16 protein-coding genes are annotated in these 16445 nt (G+C 69.1%); 13 read left to right on the top strand and 3 right to left on the bottom strand.

From position 1 onward, the window contains the following. Positions 1–72 precede the first annotated feature (72 nt). Together G4D83_RS26835 and recF are read left to right on the top strand one after the other, a co-directional pair. The gene (locus G4D83_RS26835) at positions 73–2124 is read left to right on the top strand and encodes a sensor histidine kinase (RefSeq protein ID WP_240356616.1); all 2052 of its coding nucleotides are present in this window, start codon (positions 73–75) and stop codon (positions 2122–2124) included. A 104-nt stretch (positions 2125–2228) separates the two neighbouring features. Continuing rightward, positions 2229–3368: a DNA replication/repair protein RecF gene (recF, locus tag G4D83_RS26830; RefSeq protein ID WP_163867690.1), complete on the top strand. Its 1140-nt coding sequence runs from the start codon at positions 2229–2231 to the stop codon at positions 3366–3368. Between the two features lie 4 nt (positions 3369–3372). Here recF and G4D83_RS26825 read toward each other — a convergent pair whose 3' ends face one another. Continuing rightward, on the bottom strand, positions 3373–3771 hold the full coding sequence (locus G4D83_RS26825) for a hypothetical protein (RefSeq protein WP_163867689.1): 399 nt from the start codon (positions 3769–3771) through the stop codon (positions 3373–3375). A 381-nt stretch (positions 3772–4152) separates the two neighbouring features. On the opposite strand from G4D83_RS26825, the gene G4D83_RS26820 reads away from it, so the two are divergent. The 8 genes from G4D83_RS26820 to G4D83_RS26785 all read left to right on the top strand — a co-directional run bounded on the left by G4D83_RS26820 (position 4153) and on the right by G4D83_RS26785 (position 11538). Further along, the gene (locus G4D83_RS26820) at positions 4153–4653 is read left to right on the top strand and encodes a hypothetical protein (protein ID WP_163867688.1); all 501 of its coding nucleotides are present in this window, start codon (positions 4153–4155) and stop codon (positions 4651–4653) included. Between the two features lie 104 nt (positions 4654–4757). Beyond that, positions 4758–5471 carry an MlaE family ABC transporter permease gene (locus G4D83_RS26815; protein WP_240356644.1) on the top strand — a complete coding sequence of 238 codons (714 nt, stop codon included), beginning with the start codon at positions 4758–4760 and terminating at the stop codon, positions 5469–5471. Between the two features lie 6 nt (positions 5472–5477). Further along, on the top strand, positions 5478–6299 hold the full coding sequence (locus tag G4D83_RS26810; RefSeq protein ID WP_163867686.1) for an ABC transporter ATP-binding protein: 822 nt from the start codon (positions 5478–5480) through the stop codon (positions 6297–6299). After that, positions 6296–7525, top strand: a complete 1230-nt coding sequence (locus G4D83_RS26805; protein WP_163867685.1) for an MlaD family protein — start codon at positions 6296–6298, stop codon at positions 7523–7525. The genes G4D83_RS26810 and G4D83_RS26805 overlap by 4 nt, the downstream gene beginning before the upstream one ends. A 78-nt stretch (positions 7526–7603) precedes the next feature. Continuing rightward, positions 7604–8338, top strand: coding sequence for a SitA6 family polymorphic toxin lipoprotein (sitA6, locus tag G4D83_RS26800; RefSeq protein ID WP_163867684.1), 735 nt, complete (start codon positions 7604–7606; stop codon positions 8336–8338). 2 nt (positions 8339–8340) lie between these two features. After that, complete coding sequence (gene sitI6, locus G4D83_RS26795; protein WP_163867683.1) at positions 8341–9054, top strand: SitI6 family double-CXXCG motif immunity protein; 714 nt, start codon at positions 8341–8343, stop codon at positions 9052–9054. 82 nt (positions 9055–9136) lie between these two features. Further along, positions 9137–11356, top strand: coding sequence for a peptidase domain-containing ABC transporter (locus G4D83_RS26790; protein WP_163867682.1), 2220 nt, complete (start codon positions 9137–9139; stop codon positions 11354–11356). Continuing rightward, positions 11353–11538: a hypothetical protein gene (locus G4D83_RS26785; protein WP_163867681.1), complete on the top strand. Its 186-nt coding sequence runs from the start codon at positions 11353–11355 to the stop codon at positions 11536–11538. Before G4D83_RS26790 ends, G4D83_RS26785 begins: the two co-directional genes overlap by 4 nt. Here the strand turns inward: G4D83_RS26785 and G4D83_RS26780 are convergent. Further along, positions 11524–12486 (bottom strand): ATP-grasp domain-containing protein, encoded by a 963-nt coding sequence (locus G4D83_RS26780; protein ID WP_163867680.1) that lies wholly within the window; start codon positions 12484–12486, stop codon positions 11524–11526. The genes G4D83_RS26785 and G4D83_RS26780 overlap by 15 nt on opposite strands. 52 nt (positions 12487–12538) lie before the next feature. Then, positions 12539–12664 carry a hypothetical protein gene (locus G4D83_RS46955; RefSeq protein ID WP_255203711.1) on the bottom strand — a complete coding sequence of 42 codons (126 nt, stop codon included), beginning with the start codon at positions 12662–12664 and terminating at the stop codon, positions 12539–12541. A 214-nt stretch (positions 12665–12878) separates the two neighbouring features. On the opposite strand from G4D83_RS46955, the gene G4D83_RS26775 reads away from it, so the two are divergent. The 3 genes from G4D83_RS26775 to G4D83_RS26765 all read left to right on the top strand — a co-directional run bounded on the left by G4D83_RS26775 (position 12879) and on the right by G4D83_RS26765 (position 16441). After that, a complete protein-coding gene (locus G4D83_RS26775) occupies positions 12879–13790 on the top strand; it encodes a zinc metalloprotease (RefSeq protein ID WP_163867679.1) in 912 nt (303 codons plus the stop codon). Between the two features lie 112 nt (positions 13791–13902). Beyond that, entirely contained in the window at positions 13903–15198 is a 1296-nt protein-coding gene (locus G4D83_RS26770) for a M20/M25/M40 family metallo-hydrolase (protein ID WP_163867678.1), read from the top strand. Positions 15199–15280: 82 nt separating this feature from the next. After that, positions 15281–16441, top strand: coding sequence for a pyridoxal-phosphate-dependent aminotransferase family protein (locus G4D83_RS26765; RefSeq protein WP_163867677.1), 1161 nt, complete (start codon positions 15281–15283; stop codon positions 16439–16441). Positions 16442–16445: the final 4 nt, after the last annotated feature.

The following is a 16445-nucleotide window of genomic DNA, read 5'->3' as shown; positions in this document are numbered from 1 at the left end:
AAGCCATGTCCAACCCATGTCCTACCTTTCAGCGCTGCCAGTGAAGTCTGTCTTCTGCTACGCCTGCGGGTCGTGGCGACGCGCAAGGGCCAGGGCCCTCGGGGTGGGAAGTCAGACGTCGAGGCAGACCGAGGTTCCGGTGGGGGACGCGGCGCGCGCGCGTCCTCGGCCCAGGCCCTCCCGCTGCGCGAGCAATTGGCCTCCGTGACGACGGACCCGCTGGTGTTGCTGGAGGGGTTGTTCCTCCACTCGCCGGTGCCGTACGCCATCTTCGATGCGCGGGGGCACTGCCGGCTGTACAACCCGGCCTACGAGGCGATGTTCGGCTCCATGCCGCCGCCGGAGTACAGCCTCTTTCGCGACGAGCTGGTGGCGAAGATGGGGCTGGACGTGCTGCTGCGCCGGGCCTTCGCGGGCGAGACGGTGCAGACGCCGGTCATCTGGTACGACGTGAAGGAGCTGCGGCACGTCGAGGTGAAGGAGGCGCACCGCATCGCCATCGCCTGCACCTGCTTCCCGCTCGCGTCCTCCGAGGGCGAGGTGAGCCACATCGCCCTGGCCTACAAGGACGTGACGGCGGAGCTGGCCGCGCGCGAGGCGGAGCAACTGGAGCGGCGCAGGCTCTATCAACTGCTCACCCAGGCGCCGGTGGCCATCAACCTGCTGCGCGGTCCGGACCTGCGCTTCGAGTTCGCCAACCCGCTGCTGCTGACGCTGATGGGCGGCCGGGAGCTGGTGGGGCGCACGCTCGTGGAGGCGATTCCAGACATCTCTCCGGAGCTGGTGAGCCTGTACCGAGGGGTGCTGGAGACGGGCGAGCGGGTGGTGGCCCACGAGTATCCGATGGCGCTCGACTACGCGGGCCGGGGGCAGGTGGAGACGCGGTACTGGAACCTGCTCTACGAGCCGCTGCGCGACGAGCGGGGTCGGGTGGACGGGCTGGTGACGTTCGCCTTCGAGGTGACGGAGCAGGTGCTCGCGCGCCAGGCGGTGGAGAGCCAGCACCGGTGGTTGGAGGCGGTGCTGGACTTGATGCCCATGCCGGTGGTGATGGCGGACCCGGGCACCGGGGACCTCACGTTCTCCAACGCGGCGGCGGACCGGCTGCATGGACAGCACATCCCCATGCGGACCCCCGCGTCGGAGTACGGCGAGCTGTTCCACATCACGGACCTGGCGGGCCGGCGGCTGGGCGCGGAGGACATCCCCTCCTCCCGCGCGGCGCGGGGCGAGAAGCTGGAGGGCCTGGAGGTCGTCTGGCACACGCGCGGCGGCGAGTTCGTGCTCAGCATCTCCTCGGAGATGTTGCCCGCGATGCATGGGCATCCCGCGGTGACGGTGCTGCCCTTCCTGGACATCACCCGCCTGAAGACGGTGGAGCAGCGGCTGCAGGAGGCCATCCGCGTGCGCGATGAGTTCCTGTCCGTGGCGAGCCACGAGCTGAAGACACCGCTGACGGTGCTGGGGCTGAGGCTGCAGGCCTTCGCGCGCGCGACGCTGGCGGACCCGGACTCCGCCTGGGCGAAGCGCCATGGCCGCGAGGTGCAGGGGATGTTGCGGCAGGTGATGCGGCTGGCGGACCTGGTGAACGGGCTCTTGGACGTGTCGCGCATCGGCACGGGGCGGCTGCGGTTGGAGTACGAGCCGGTGGACCTGCGCGCGTTGGTGCAGGAGGTGGTGGCGCGCTTCCAGCCGGAGGCGGAGCGGGCGGAGTGCGAGGTGGACGTCTCCGGCGTGGAGTCCGCGATGGGCGCGTGGGACAGGATGCGGCTGGAGCAGGTGGTGACGAACCTGGTGTCCAACGCGCTCAAGTACGGCGCGGGTCGGCCCGTGCGGGTGTCCGTGGAGCTGGAGGCGGAGCGGGCGCTCCTGCGCGTGCGCGACGAGGGCATCGGCATCAGCCCCGAGGCCCAGGTGCGCATCTTCCACAAGTTCGAGCGCGCGGTGTCCGAGCGCAACTACGGAGGCCTGGGCCTGGGCCTGTATGTCGCGCGCACGCTCGTGGAGGCGATGGAGGGCGTCATCCGCGTGGACAGCAAGCCGGGCGAGGGGGCCATCTTCACCGTGGAGCTGCCGCTGCGGCCCTCGGAGCCCGCTGTCGCCGGGAAGAGCCTGGCGTCCTGAAGGACTCCTGCGCGAGCGTGTCTGTGTTTCGCCCGGCCCCTCGGTGAGTGGAGCGCGAGATAACCTCCCCGCACCGGCGCGGAGGCGGATATACGGTGGGGGCCGTGCGCCTCCTCGCACTCCACGTCCAAGACTTCCGCAATCTCGCGCAGGTGACGCTCACGCCCAGCGCCCATGCCACCATCGCCGTGGGGCAGAACGGGCAGGGCAAGACGAACCTGCTCGAGGGGCTCTACTTCCTCGCCACGCTCAAGCCGCTGCGCGCCGGGCGGCTGTCGGAGCTGGTGCGCTGGGGCACCCAGACGGCGCGCGTGTCCGGCCGCTTCCTCCTCAAGGGAGCCGAGCGCGAAATCGCCGTGGAAGTCGGCGGAGGCACCCGGCAGGCCTTCGTGGACGGAAAGAAGGCGGCCAGCCTGGAGGAGTACTTCGGCGGTGTCTCCGTCGTGGCCTTCACCCCGGATGACCTGGAGGTGGTGAAGGGCGGTCCGGACTCACGTCGCGGCTTCCTGGACCGGGCGGTGTTCAACCGCTTCCCCGCGTACCTCCGGGAGAGCCGCGAATACGCGCGCGCGCTGAAGAACCGCAACCGGCTCCTGCGCGAGGGTGGCGCCGCGGACCCGGCCTACCTGGCCGCCTACGACGAGACGCTGGCCAAGGCCGGAGCGCGCATCTACGCGCGGCGGCGGGCATTGATGGCGGAGCTGGCGCCGCGCGCCCAGGCGACCTTCGCCTCGATTGGTCGCACGGTGGATCCGGCCTCGTATGGCTACCACCCGGCGCACCTGGGCGGCGACTTCGCCACGACGGACGAGGCCTCGCTGGCCCTGGCGCTGCGCGAGTCGCTGGGCGAGCGTCTGCGCAGGGATTTGGACCGGGGCTTCACCTCGGTGGGGCCGCACTCGGACGACGTGACGGTGACGCTGGGCGGGCGCAGCGCGCGGGCCTATGCGAGCCAGGGGCAGCAGCGGGCGCTGGTGCTCGGCTGGAAGATCGCTGAAATCGAAAACCTGGAGACGAGCATGGGCTTCCTGCCGCTGCTCATGCTGGACGACGTGTCGAGCGAGCTGGACCCCGAGCGCAATGCCTACCTGATGGACTACCTGGCGAAGAGTGGCGCGCAGGTGTTCCTGTCCACCACGGATGGCTCGCTGGTGCGCGGGGCCGCGGCGGAGGACACGCTGTGGCTCTCCGTGCATGGCGGGCAGGTGACGACGCGGGACGCGGACGCCCCCGTCGCGGGCTGACGACTCACGGCGCCGAGCGGCGCCGGTGCCAGGGCCAGTGCACGTTCATCCGCCGGGCGTGGTGCTGGTGCTTGGGCGGCAGGTCTTCCTGTCGGACGTGCTCGAAGAAGGCGAAGCGGTACTCGGCCCAGAGCACTCCGAAGGCCACCGCGAACAAGAAGGTCCCCAGGCTCAGCCACCACACGGTGCCGGTGGCCACGGCGATGGTCGCCAGCGCCAGCAGCCCCAGGCTCAGGCCGAGGGAGATTTCGCGCAGCTTCTTCGACTCGCTGAAGGCCATACCCATGGACACGAGCGCCATGGCCAGCAGCCCTACCGCCACGCCATAGGCCGTGCGCGCGTACAGGCTGGCAATCGACAAGAGGAAGAGGCCGAAGCCGAACACCGCGAGTCCGCCATCCATGTGTCGCCTCCTCGTGTGGGGACTTCTCCCGGATGCGGGAGGAGGGGACGGGCAAGGTCGCCGTGTCCCGGTGGAGTGCTGGTTGGAACATGCGGACGCGAGGGGCGCCAAGGGACTCCCCCTGTGCGCCCGCCCGGTGAAATTGATTGTCGACGGGGCGGACGACCTGCCCTTTTCGTGGCGGGAATGCGCGGCGACAAGGCGATATCGGGTGGCTCGCTCGTGAAACCTGGAAGGTTCAGTGTCGAGCATCCGCCGTCCTGGGGTGGAGCGAGGGGTGGATAGTGGACGTTTTATCGCGCGGAATTTCTTGCGGCGCCGCCCCCGGTGTCGCATGACTCGCCCGCAGGGCCGGAAGTGCTGACGCGAAGAAACGGTGCCATGTCGAGGATGACGCTGCTGCTCGTGTTGCTTGCATCCCTGATGGGCTGCCGCCGCGTGAGCTTCGAGGACTCCGTGTTGTCCAAGCCGGAAGTGCGCTACCGCGTGGGCGAGCTGCCCAAGCACTGGCGCCGGGTCTGGCTGGAGGGCAATGACCTGGCCTTCTCCGAGGAGGGCACGGGCCGCGCGCTCTCCATCAACGCGACGTGCAAGGGGCACGACGACCCGCCGCTCCCGGTGCTCACGCGCCATTTGCTCATGGGCTTCACGGAGCGCCAGGAGCTGACCAGCTTCCTCATCGCGATGGACGGACGCGAAGCGCTGCGCAGCCGCTACCTGGCGAAGATGGACGGGGTGCCCGTGGAGCTGGAGCTGGTGGTGTTGAAGAAGGACAACTGCGTCTTCGACTTCTCCTACGTGGCGCCGCCGGGGCTCGCGGCCGAGCGCATGCCGGACTTCGACGCGCTGCTGGCGGGCTTCGAGTCGGAGCACATCGGATGAGTCCCTCGGCGGAAGTGGAGACGCCGGAGGTGGTGGATGTCGCGGCGCCGGAGCGCCCCGGGGTGGTGGAGCGCGCGAAACAGCGGCTGGAGTCGCTGGGCGCGATGACGCAGATGACGGGGCAGGTGCTCAGCCGCGCGGTGCGGCCGCCCTTCGACCTGGGCTCGCTCATCTTCCAGGTGGAGTCGCTGGGGGTGCGCTCGCTGCCGATTGCATTGCTCACGGCGACGTTCGCCGGGCTCGTCATCTCGTTGCAGTTCGGCTACTTCCTGGCGCGCTTCGGGGTGCAGTACACGGTGGGGCGCGTGGTCATCCTCACGCTGTTCCGGGAGCTGGCGCCAGTGCTGACGGCGCTCACGGTGGGCGCGCGCCTGGGCAGCGGCATGGCGGCGGAGCTGGGGGCGATGACGGTGACGGAGCAGGTGGACGCCATCCGCGCGCTGGGGGCGGATCCGCTGCGCAAGCTGGTGGTGCCGCGGGTGCTCGCGTGCCTGCTGGTGATGCCGGTGCTCACGGTGTTCGCGGACGTGGTGGGTCTGGTGGCGGGCGCGCTGGTGGTGAACGCGCAGTACGCCATCTCGTTGGACCTGTTCTTCAAGGGCGCGCTGGACGCGGTGTTCATGATGGACTTCGCGTCCGGCGTGTTCAAAGGCGCGGTGTTCGGCTTCATCATCGGGCTGGTGGGCTGCTTCAAGGGCCTGACGGTGGAGGGCGGCACCGAGGGCGTGGGGCGCGCGACGACGCAGACGGTGGCGATCACCTCCGTGGCGGTGTGCCTGGCGGACTTCTTCATCACCAAGGTGACGTTGTACCTGTGACGTGACATGCCCTTCGGCCACCACAAGGAAGCGCCCACCTTCGAGTTCCACCGGCCCACGCCGGGTGAGCAGCTCATCCACTTCGAGCACCTCCAGAAGTCGTTCGGCGCCAAGCGCGTCTATGACGACCTGGAGCTGGACGTGCGGGCGGGGGAGACGCTGGTGGTGCTGGGGGGCTCGGGGACGGGCAAGAGCGTGTTGCTCAAGTGCCTCATCGGGTTGCAGCGGCCGGACGCGGGACGCATCCTCTTCCAGGGCCACGAGGTGACGGGCTTCACGGAAGAGCAGTTCATTCCGGTGCGACGCAACGTGGCGATGGTGTTCCAGGGCGCGGCGTTGTTCGACTCGCTGAGCGTGGGGGAGAACGTGGCGTATCCGCTGCGGGAGCACTTCCCGGACATGCCGATGGACGAGGTGCGGCAGCGGGTGGCGGAGAAGCTGGCGTTGGTGAACCTGCCGGGGACGGAGCGGCTGATGCCGTCGGACCTGTCGGGTGGCATGAAGAAGCGCGTGGGGTTGGCCAGGGCCATCGCCACCAACCCGGAGGTCATCCTCTGGGACGAGCCCACGACGGGGTTGGACCCGGTGACGACGCAGTCCATCAACGCGATGATCAACTCGATGAAGAAGAAGCTCGGCAGCACCTCCATCGTCGTGACGCATGACCTGGTGAGCGCGTTCGCGGTGGGGGACCGGATGGCGATGCTGGCCAACCGGCGCATCGTCCAGGTGGGGACGCCGGGCGAGTTCCGGCGCTCCAAGGTTCCGGAGGTGCGGGCGTTCCTGGATGCGCGCCGGGTCGAGCTGGAGCCCGGAGGCATGTCATGAGCCTGTTCACGTCCGCGGCGGGCGAGAAGCGGCTGGCGTTGCGCGCGGGGCTGTTCGTGGCCATCGGCCTGGCGGTGGCCGGCGTGGTGGTGTTCTTCATCGGCCAGGAGTCGAGGCTGTTCCAGCGCCATCACTTGTACCGGGCGTACTTCGTCAACGTGCAGGGGTTGAGTGACCAGTCCCCGGTGTGGCTGGGGGGCCTGGAGGTGGGGAAGGTGACGGGCATCTACTTCTCCGAGGACCCGAAGGACCCCAAGCTGGAGGTGCGGCTGCAGGTGTCGGCGAAGTACGCGGACCGCGTGAAGGAGGACTCGCTGGCGCAGCTCACGAGCATGGGCGTGCTGGGGGACAAGGCGGTGGACATCTCGCTGGGCAGTCCCGCGTCGCCGCCGGTGGAGCCGGGCGGGGTGTTGTCGTCCTCCACGAGCGGGGATTTGACCAACCTGCTCAAGAGCGCCAGCGAGGTGATGGACAACTCGGTGGCCATCAGCAAGTCGTTGCTCAAGACGGTGGACGCATACGGAGACCCTCAGCTCGCCACTGACGTGCAGCGGAGCATGGCGGCGCTGCGGGGGGTGTTGGAGCAGGTGCAGAGCGGGGACGGGGTGCTGCATGCGCTCATCTACGACAAGGAGGCGGGGCGCGAGGTGCGCACGCTGATGGCGAGCGCGTCGAGCGCGGCGCAGCGGGTGGACGGCGCGGTGGGGCACGTGGAGGCGCTGTTGCGCGAGGTGCGCACGGGTGACGGCACGGCGCACGCGCTCATCTACGGAGACGAGGGTGCGATTGCGCTGCGCGAGCTGGGCTCGGCGGCGGGGCAATTGGCGGGGTTGATTGAGGACGCGAAGAAGAGCCCGAACGGGGCGGTGCACCAGTTGGTGTACGGCGATGCGAGCGGGATGTTCGCGGACCTGGGCGCCGCGGCGGCGGACCTGAAGAAAATCACGGCGACGGTGGCGAAGGGTGACGGCACGGTGGGCGGGCTCATCAGCGACCCCACCGTCTACGAGGACCTGCGCGAGGTGCTGGGCAACGTGAAGCGCAACCGCATCCTTCGCGCGCTGGTGCGCTTCTCGTTGGACAACAGGAAGGACCTGGACCAGATGGGCAAGGTGCAGCGCGTGGAGCCCAAGGCCGAGGCGCCGAAGCCGGCGGAGCCCATGCAGCCCGTGGTGGCTCCCGTGCCCGTGGATGCCGCGCCCGCCGTGGTGCCCGCGGCGGAGTAGGGCGAATCCCGCGGCGGCAACGGAGACCACGGACGCGTCAGTCCGGGTTCCTAGTCTTCATGGCCCGAGAGGTCATGAATGCGAAAATGGTCGTTCTTGCTGTGTGGGTGGTTGTTCGCGGCCTGTGCCTCGACGAGCGTCGCATCGCGGCGCTGGGAGGCAGCGGAAGCTCCAGGAGCGGAGTGCGAGGACCCCAGCGCGGACCGGTGCACGACCCTCATCTGTGGCGTAGGGGCCTGCGCCCTCTACTTCTGCGAAGAGGTCCATCCTGGGCGCATCGTGCCGGCGCAGGCAGTGATGCCTGTCCGTCCGCCGGTACGGCCGCCCCCATTGCCACGGACGGGTCGCGGGGCTCCGACGACCTCCCATCCCCAGCGCTACTGGGGAAGCATGCAGGGACTCCCCGAAGGCGCGGAGCCCATCTTCATCATTCCCTGGAATGAGACGAGCGCCGAGTACGCGGCCCGGCTCAGGAAGGAGAACGAAGACGAGCCGACGCGCACGTGGGTCAAGCACCACGTCTTTCCCCAGGCGTTCAAGGAGTGGTTCATCTCCAGGGGAGTCAATATCCATGAATGGACGCTGGTGCTCGACAAGCAGGTTCATCAGAACATCCACCGTGGAGAGCTTGGTGGGCCCTGGAATGCGGAGTGGCGGTACTCCATCCGGAACAATCCGCTGGCGAACCGACAGGCCATCCATCTCTTCGCGGTGCAGATGATCTTCCGATTTGACCTGTCGGGCCCCGTGGTCCCGTACTACAGCAGGAAGTCCATCCCCCTGTTCCCTGTCATAGAAGAGGACATCTACTGACCATGCGGTGGTTCCAGCTCGGTGACGCTCGTCCTTCGCGCTACGCCTGGGAGATTCAGGCGCGGCACCCGTGGCTCCTGCCTGGCATCCACTGCCCCGACTGCGATGAAGTCTGGAGCGGAATCGGCGAGTCGTATCCGAGCGTGGACCTGTCTGATGTGTCGGACCCGGCGCGATTCAGGGCCCGTGTCGAGGAGCGTTTCGAGGAGTTCACGAGACTGCGGGAGTCTGTGCGGCCCCTGGTTCCCGACGGCGCGACACTGACCCCTGGAACGACCTTTGGCACCCTGGTGGGAGGTGGGCGCGGCTCGTTTCCACAGCTCGTGCTGCTGTACCCATGGACGCTGCTCGTGCGTGCCGAGGCGCTAGAGAGGTTGCGTTCCGAAGGCGTACAGGGGCTCCATGGCTGTCGCACGGAGTTGAGGCTCCAGGGCAAGAATCCTCCGGAGTTGTTGGAGCTTCAGGTGGAGCCTCGTGGACTGCTCCATCCGAGCTGTTTTCCCAAGGGGTTGGCTCCTCCGTGTCGGACGTGCGGCAGACTCGCGTTCAGCTTTCCCTCGCGGCCTGTCCTGGATGAAGCCTCGCTGCCGCGGGACCGGGATGTCTTCAGGCTCGCGAACTTCCAGACCATCATCGTGGCGACGGAGCGCTTCATGTCCACGGTGAGCCAGCTTGGCTTGGAGGAAGTGGCGTTCACCGAGGTGCCTACGCGCTGAGCCTTGCGTCCCTGTCTGGACTGCTTGCGTCGTGCCAGGCGGTGACTGGTTGCTCGCCACGCTCCGTGATAGCGATTCCGGTGTGCCTCGCTCCCGGCTCGCCGTCGCCCTGGAACGGTATCCCCTGCGCCACCAGCTCGAGGAGGCCGACTGTGGCCCCGCGTGTCTGGAGATGGTCTCCGCGTACCACGGCGCCACGCACTCGCTCGCCGCGCTCAAGGAACTCGCGCACGTGCAGGTGGTGGGCACCTCGCTGCCGGACCTCGCCAGCGCCGCCGAGCAGGTGGGCTTCAAGGTCCGCGCCTTCCACGTCGAGGACCCTTCCGAGCTGGAGGATGAGGAGGGCCAGGCGCTCCTCCCCGGCATCGCCCATTGGGAGGACAACCACTTCGTCGTCCTCTACTCCGTCACTCCCAAGGAGGCCGTCATCGGAGACCCTGCCCAGGGCCTCCGACGCATCCCTCGCGCGAAGCTCGGTGGGCACTGGGATGGAATCCTCCTCTCGCTGGCGCCCACCGACGCGCTCTTCCGTCCCGTCGCGCTTCCCGTCGCCTCCGTTCCCGCGCGTCGTCTCGGCGCGCTGAGCCGCTTCGGTCGGGGGCTGCTGCGCTACCGCCTGCTGCTGTTCCAGGTGTTCGTCACCACCGTACTCCTCCAGGCACTGGCGCTCGCCCAGCCCCTGCTCATCCAGGGGCTCGTCGACAAGGCGGTGGGCGGCAAGAACGTGTCTTTGCTCACCGCCATCGGTGTGGGCCTCGGCGTGCTCGTCGTCGCTCAAATCGCAGTGGCCATCGCGCGCGGCGCGGGACTCTTCGTGTTGTCCCGAGGCTTCTCCGCCCTCCTGCTCGCACGGTTCTGGAAGCGCCTGCTGTCCCTGCCGGTGACGTTCTTCGCGCGGCGCCACCGCGGTGATTTGCTCAAGCGCATCGAGGACCACCAGCGCATCCGCCGCGTCCTCCAGGGCGCGTCGGTGTCCGTGCTGCTCGATTTGGTGATGCTGGTGGGCTACGGCGTCGTGCTCTTCCTCTACGACGCCACCGTGTTCGGCATCTTCGCCGCCTGCGCGACGCTGTACTCGCTGTGGACGCTGGTGCTGATGCCTCGGCGCACCGTGCTGGACCACCAGCGCTTCCGGGTCGCCGCCGAGGCGAGTCGGCTGGAGCTGCAGATGCTCGGCGGCATCCAGACGCTCAAGGCCTGCGGCGCCGAGCGCCAGGTCCGCACCCGCTGGGAGAAGCTCCAGGCTCGCGAGGCCGAGGCCGCGCGCCGCATCTGGCTGCACGACACCGTCCACACCTCTGGCGCGCAGCTCGTCAACCAGGCCATGTACGTGGGCATCCTCGTCTACGAGGCGCACCTCGTGCTCCAGGGGCAGCTCACGCTGGGGCAGATGGTCGCCACGCTCGCCATCCTCGGGCTCGCGCTCGCGCCGATGCAGAACCTGGTGATGTTCATCCATCAGCTCCAGGACGTCGTCATCTCCCTGCGCCGCGTGGACATCGTCTACGAGTCCCAGCCCGAGCTGCGCGACGACACCGCCCCTGTCACCGGCGCGCTCACCCAGGCCCCCGAGCTCCGACTGGACGGCGTCACCTTCCGCTACGGCTCGCCCAACGAGCGGCCCGTGCTGGACAACGTGAGCTTCACCGTGCCGGCGGGGAAGATGACGGCGATTGTCGGCCGCTCGGGCGCGGGCAAGACGACGCTCACCCAGGTCCTCTATGGCCTCTATCGCCCCGAGCAGGGCCGAGTCCTCTACGACGGCCAGCCCCTGGAGACGTTCGAACCGACGGCGCTGCGCCGCTCGGTGGCCTTCGTCTTCCAAAAGACGGACATCTTTGACGGCACGTTGGCGGAGAACATCGCGCTGGGGGACGAGGCCCCGGACCCGGAGCGCCTGCTGCATGCCGCGCGCACCGCGTGCCTGGACGAGCTGCTCGCGCTGCCCAACGGCCTGAAGACGCGGATTGGCGAGGCGGGCGTGCGCCTGTCCGGAGGCGAGGAGCAGCGGCTCCAGCTCGCGCGCGCCATCTACAGACAGCCGCGCGTGATGTTCCTCGACGAGGCCACCAGCCACCTGGACGCGGCGCTGGAGCGCGCGATTACCGAGGCCCTCCAGCGAGAGGCGGCGGGGCGCACGCTCGTCGTCGTGGCCCACCGGCTGTCCACCGTGCGTCGCGCGGACAAGATTGTCGTGCTCGACAAGGGCCGTGTCGTCGAGGAGGGCACCCATGACGAGCTGGTGGTGCTGCCGAACGGCCGCTACCGCGCGCTCGTCGAGAACCAGATGGAGCAGCGATGACGCCCGAGCCCAGCCATGACGTGGACGACGTCGACGAGGACCCCGTGATGACGGAGGAGCTGCGCGCGGTGATGCACCCGCGTCCCCACCGGGTGCTGCTGTTCACCGCCGTGCTCGTCGTGGTGCTCGGCGCGCTGGCGTGGATGGCGTCCCGCACGGTGCTCGCATCACTGTGGCGATGAAGCGCGACGCGCGTGCCGGACCAGCGTCCGCGTGAGGTGTCCCGCCACGTCCGTCCCCGCGCCGGCGTCGAACCCCAGGAACATGGGTGAGCCGTTCAGCTCCAGGAACTTGAGCTCCCCATCCATTCCGCGCTTCAGGTCCAGCCCCGTCCACCTCAGGCCCAACACCTCGCACGCCTTCACGCACTGTCGAGCCACCTCCGCCGGCAGCACCACCTGCTCCATCCGCTCCTCGTTCTGACGGAAGTCGAGCGCCGCCGTGACGATGCGCAGGGCCGCGATGACCTCGCCGTCCAGCACGTACACCCGCAAATCCTCTCCGGGCAGCAGCTCCTGGAACGTCACCGGCGCGGCGCCCAGCGTGGCGAGCCGCTCCTCCGTGAGGTCCTCCGGCAGCAGCTCCCGCGTGGCGGCGCCCCCCAGGATGGGCTTGTAGGCCACGCGTCCGCTCGCGGCGAAGCGGCGCACCGCCTCCGCGTCATTCGTCCACAGCGTCCGAGGCACCGGCAACCCCGCGGCCCTCAGCGCGGCGAGCTGCGCCGGCTTGTGCAGCACCCAATCCGCGGAGGGCGGGTTGTACATCGGCACGCCGAGCCGCTCCCACCGACCGATGAGCCCCAGGAGCAGCGCGGCCTTCTCACGGAACGCGGTGAGCGTGGTGCGCCAGTCCTCCGTCATGGCCTCCTCCGCGTCCACCATGAAGGCCAGCGGGTGCGAGTGCAGGCCGCGCAGGTACACGGCGGCGGGCCGTCCCACGGCGCGCCCGTCCACGAGGATTCCGTCCAACTCCTCCGTGAGCGATATCCGCGTCTCGTCGGGGAAGGCCAGCGTGTCGACGATGGCGCTGTCCACGCCCTCCGCGCCCAGGCGCCGCGCCACCTCCCGCACGTGCGCGTCCTCGCGAGAGCCCACCAACACCACCACGCCTGTCCCCGCCGCTTGCGTCATGGTTTGAGAGCGAACCAGATGCCCCGCGAGGCCGCCAGCACCGTGCACCGCGTCAGTCGCGCGTGCCCGAGTCCCCGTCCTTCGTCTCCTCACCCACCATCATCGTCGTCACCTGTCCGGGCCTTGGCTTCTTCGGGCCCTCCTCGGCCTGCTCCCGCGCGGGCACCAGGCCCCTCACGAACAGCCCGTGTGAAGCTTTCGCCCTACGCCTCGATGTTTCACTTTGTTTCACGTCGACCTCCTGCGTCGAAGAGTGTGTCGCCACGCGGCAAGACGCCACTGCAACCCCAGACATTGCCCGTTTGACGGGGAGGGGTCCTCTTGACCCGTTTGACGTAAGGGGAATCATTCATAAATATCCCGGTTCCCCCGCATTTTCCGAGGAGTCGGGAATGTCTCGTATCGTTGCTCGTCGTGGCGGCCGTTTCGCGGTTCTCGTCGGCACCATCGCCGCGCTGTCCGGCTGTTCCAGCGCTCCCCCGGAGGCTCAGGGCGAGCCCACGCCTCCCGCGGCGGAGGAGCAGCCCACGCAGCAGGTGCTCAACGCCCGTGGCTGTGGCGTGAACCCGTCCGCCGAGGAGATGGCGGAGATGGAAGGCCGCTTCGCCATGGAGCGCGCCGTGTCTGACTTCGCGCGTGCGAACGGCTCGGTGACCATCCCCACCTACTTCCATGTCATCAACAAGGGCACGGGCGTGGCGAACGGCGACATCACCGCCGCCATGATTACGAACCAGATGAACGTGCTGAACGCCGCGTACGCGAACACGCCGTTCAAGTTCACGCTGACGGCGACGACCCGCACCACCAACACCACCTGGTACAACCTGGCCTCCGGCTCGTCGGCCGAGCGCGCCATGAAGACGGCGCTGCGCACGGGCGGCAAGAACGCGCTCAACATCTACAGCGCGAACCTGAGCGGCGGCCTGCTCGGCTGGGCGACGTTCCCCTCCAGCTACGCCAGCAACCCGTCGATGGACGGCGTCGTGATTCTGTTCTCCAGCGTCCCCGGTGGCAGCGCGTCGCCGTACAACCTGGGCGACACGGGCACTCACGAGGTCGGCCACTGGCTGGGCCTGTACCACACGTTCCAGGGCGGCTGCTCCGGCTCGGGTGACTCGGTCAGCGACACGCCGGCGGAGGCCTCTCCCGCCTACGGCTGCCCCACGGGCCGCAACACCTGCTCCGCCGCGGGCAACGACCCCATCACCAACTTCATGGACTACTCCGACGACTCCTGCATGAACTCGTTCACCGCCGGCCAGTCGGCCCGCATGGACTCGCAGGCCCTCACCTACCGCTGAGGCGGGGTGTTGGACAGTCGTTGACGAAGTCGCGACGCCGGGGCGCTCATCACGCTCCGGCGTCGTCGTTTTCAGTGACTTCCTCAGGAGACCTGGGCTCCAATCCGCGCCCATGCAAGCGCTCGCCCTCCGTGAGGCCCGTTTCCTGGATGTGCTCCGGCGTCTCATCGCCCTGACGCCCAAGCTGCAGAACAACCCGAGCGCGGGGCTGGTGCCGGAAGAACGGCTCGCCGCGCGGGTGGTGCTGGACACGCTGGCGCCGCACATCGCCAGCGGCTTCATCCAGGCCGAGTCCCTGGCCTCCGCCGGCAACGAGTCCCGCCCCAGCCTGGTGCTCACCGTGAAGGGCACGGGCGAGGGCGCGGTGGGCTTCGTGGGCGCGCACTTCGACGTCGTCCCCGCGGACCAGCAGGCCGAGGGCTGGGAGCACAGCCCCTTCCAACTGCACGAGGGGCCGGACGGGCTGCTCTACGGACGCGGCGTCACGGACTGCCTGGGCCACGTCGCGGTGGCGACGGACCTGCTCGCGCAACTGGCGGAGTCGGGCGTGCGTCCGCGCCGCACGTTGAAGGTGGTGCTCATCGCCAACGAGGAGTCGTCGGATTTGCCGGGCCTGGGCCTGGGCTACGTCGCGGAGCAGGGGCGCCTCAAGGACCTGGCCGGGCAGCCGGTGTACTGGCTGGACAGCGCGAACTTCGGCCCCACGCTGGGCACCGCGGGCATCAGCCTGTGGTCGCTGAAAGTCACCGGCGTGGGTGGCCACTCGGGCATGCCGCAGAACTGCGTCAACGCGCTGGAGTTGGCCATGGCGGCGTCGCTGGAGCTGTCGCGCTGGTTCCATGAGCGCTACCCGCCTTCGGACGACGAGAAGCGCTGGGGTTTCCTGGCCACCTCCAGCCTCAAGTCCACCGTGGTGGAGGCCACCAACGCCAAGGAGACGAAGATTCCCTCGGACGTCACCGTGCGCGGCGATATCCGCCTCACGCCGTTCCACGATTTGGCGGAGGTGCGTCGGGCCACCGAGGACTTCATGAAGGACTTGGACGCGCGGCTGGAGCGCGACGACGTGCCGCCGGGTTTCCCGCGCACGCGCACCGCGGATGGCCGGCGCGGCACGCTGTCGCTGCGCTTCGACGGAGGAGGCACCGAGGGCATCGCCTGCAAGCTGGACTCGCCGGGCCTCCAGGCACTGAAGGACGCGATGAAGCAGGTGCGGGGCGTGGACGCGCAGCCCTTCTCGCTCACCGGTTCGCTGCCGCTGGTGAGGGACCTGCAACGTCAGGGCTGCGACGTGCAAATCACGGGCTTTGGAGAGATGAAGTACTACCACGCGCCCAACGAGCAGGCGCACCTCCAGGACTTCCGCCAGGGCTTCTCCATCCTCCGCGAGCTGCTCGAGCGGCTGTGAGTGGAGCGGGCCGGGGTTACAGTGAGACATCCACAGCTTCAGCCCGCGTCGGGCCGGAGCGCTGCCGAGGAGCGGTGACGCCGTGAGAGATTTGCTGATGATTCCGGGGCCGGTGGAGTTCGAGCAGGAGGTGCTTCAGGCGCTCGGCGCCCCCTCCTACGGCCACACGGACCCGGCCTTCATCGCCATCTTCGGCCGCGCGCTGAAGCGGCTCCGTGAGGTGAGCCTCGCCCCCGGCGCGCAGCCCTTCGTCGTCTCCGGCTCCGGCACGCTCGCCATGGAGCTGGCGGTGGCCAACCTGGTGGAGCCGGGTGACGCGGCCCTCGTGGTGAATACTGGTTACTTCAGTGACCGGATGGCGAAAATCCTGGAGCGGCATGGCGCGACGGTGACGCACGTGCGCGCGGCGCCCGGTGACGCGCCGACGGTGGAGGAGGTGGAGGCGCACCTGAAGCGCGGCGGCTTCAAGGTCATGACTGTCACCCACGTGGACACGTCCACCGGCGTGCTGACGCCCGTGGAGGGCCTGTCGCGGGTGGCGCGCGAATTGGGCGTGCTGTCGGTGGTGGACGGCGTGTGCGCCACGGCGGGCGAGGCGTTCCACCAGGACGCGTGGGGCGCGGACGTGTACCTCACCGCGAGCCAGAAGGCGGTGGGTGTGCCGCCGGGGCTGGCGCTGCTCACCGTGGGGCCTCGCGCGCTGGAGGCGTGGCGCAAGCGCCGCGTGCCGGTGGCCAGCGTGTACTCCGACTGGGCGGAGTGGCTGCCCATCATGGAGGCGTACGAGGCGGGCAAGCCGGCCTACTTCGCCACGCCGCCCGTCAACCTCGTGTGCGCGCTGGACGTGAGCCTGGGGCAGATTCTCGCCGAGGGATTGGAGGCCCGCTTCGCCCGACACCAGCGCCTGGCGCGCGCCTTCCGTGCCGCGTGGCGGGGGCTGGGCCTGCGCATGCTGCCGGTGTCCGACGCGGTGACGGCGAACACGCTGAGCGCCGTGTACTACCCGGAGGGCGTGGACGCGTCGCTGGTGGGCCGCGTGAAGGCGGAGGGCGTGGTGGTGGCCGGTGGACTGCACCCCGACCTCAAGACGCGCTACTTCCGCGTGGGCCATATGAACCGCGTCGGCCCCGCGGACCTGCTGACCACCGTGGGAGCCGTGGAGCGCGCCCTGCTCGCGGCCGGACACCGCTGTGAGCCCGGTGCGGGCCTCGCCGCCGCCGAGGCCTCTCTCATCCTTCGATAAGCCC

The sequence above is a fragment of the Myxococcus eversor genome, assembly GCF_010894455.1.
GTDB lineage: Bacteria > Myxococcota > Myxococcia > Myxococcales > Myxococcaceae > Myxococcus > Myxococcus eversor.
The sequence above is the reverse complement of the archived record's forward strand: the minus strand, read 5'-3'. Positions and strand labels throughout refer to the sequence as shown.